Source organism: Protofrankia sp. Cr1 (genome assembly GCF_963555865.1).
Lineage (GTDB): Bacteria > Actinomycetota > Actinomycetes > Frankiales > Frankiaceae > Protofrankia.
In genome coordinates this window covers 1-1,215 of sequence record NZ_CAUVXO010000141.1, presented here as the reverse complement: position 1 = coordinate 1,215, position 1,215 = coordinate 1, and the positions used below count along the sequence as shown (strand labels likewise).

Sequence of the window (1,215 nt, the reverse complement as noted above, 5' to 3'; positions counted from 1 at the left end):
CGCAGGGCTGCCTAGCCATGCCACAGGGACAGCCATCCGTCGTGCCCGACGACGGCCTGACGACCCGGGCGCGCCGGGACAGGGCACTGCTGATCGTCCACACGGGTGAGGGCAAGGGGAAGTCGACCGCGGCGTTCGGGCTCGCGCTGCGCGGCTGGGCGCAGGGCTGGGACGTCGGGGTGTTCCAGTTCGTCAAGTCCGCGAAATGGCGGATCGGAGAGGAACGGGCACTGCGCACCCTGGCCGCCGGCGGCGAGGGCGGGGACATCACCTGGCACAAGATGGGCGAGGGATGGAGCTGGGTGCAGGCCCGGATCGACCCCGCCGCCGACCCCGCCGAGGCCGCCCGGGAGGGCTGGGCGCAGATCCGCCGGGACCTGGCCGCCCAGACCTACCGGCTCTACGTCCTCGACGAGCTGACCTACCCGCTGAAGTGGGGATGGATCGACACCGACGAGGTCATCGAGGTGCTGCGTACCCGTCCGGGACGCCAGCATGTCGTCGTCACCGGGCGCGCCGCCCCGCCCGCGCTGATCGACGCCGCCGACCTGGTCACAGAGATGACCAAGGTGAAGCATCCGATGGACGCCGGGCAGAAGGGCCAACGGGGGATCGAATGGTAGCCCCGCCTGTCCCGCTGCCACCGCGGCTGGTGATCGCCGCCCCGGCCAGCGGCGCCGGCAAGACCACGGTGGCGACCGGGCTGATGGCCGCGTTCACCGCCCGCGGCCTGCGGGTGTCCCCGCACAAGGTCGGGCCCGACTACATCGACCCGACCTATCACACCATCGCCAGCAGGCGCCCCGGCCGCAACCTCGACGCCGTGCTGTGCGGGGAGCATCGGATCGCACCGCTGTTCGCCCACGGCGCGCGCAACGCCGACATCGCCATCGTGGAAGGCGTGATGGGCCTGTTCGACGGGGTGTCGGTGCCCGAAGCCGGTCAGCCCGCCGACTTCGCCTCGGCCGCCCATGTGGCCCGGCTGACCGGCGCCCCGGTCGTGCTGGTGGTCGACGCGTCCGCGGTGGGCCGCTCGGTGGCCGCGACCGTGCACGGCTTCGCCACCTGGGACGAGCGGGTACGCCTGGGCGGAGTGGTGTTCAACCGGGTCGGTTCGCCCGGCCACGAACGGCTGTTGCGGGACGCGGTCGCGGGTCTCGGCGTCACCGTGCTGGGCGTGCTGCGCCGCGACGATCGGGCCGCGGTGCCGTCCCG

2 protein-coding genes are annotated in these 1,215 nt (G+C 73.2%); both read left to right on the top strand.

The features are described from left to right. Positions 1-623: cob(I)yrinic acid a,c-diamide adenosyltransferase (cobO, locus tag U9980_RS13255; protein ID WP_416210262.1), on the top strand; the 623-nt coding region annotated here is incomplete at its 5' end. Further along, a partial coding sequence (locus U9980_RS13250; RefSeq protein WP_322768186.1) for a cobyrinate a,c-diamide synthase occupies positions 617-1,215 on the top strand: 599 nt, incomplete at its 3' end. The genes cobO and U9980_RS13250, both read left to right, overlap by 7 nt.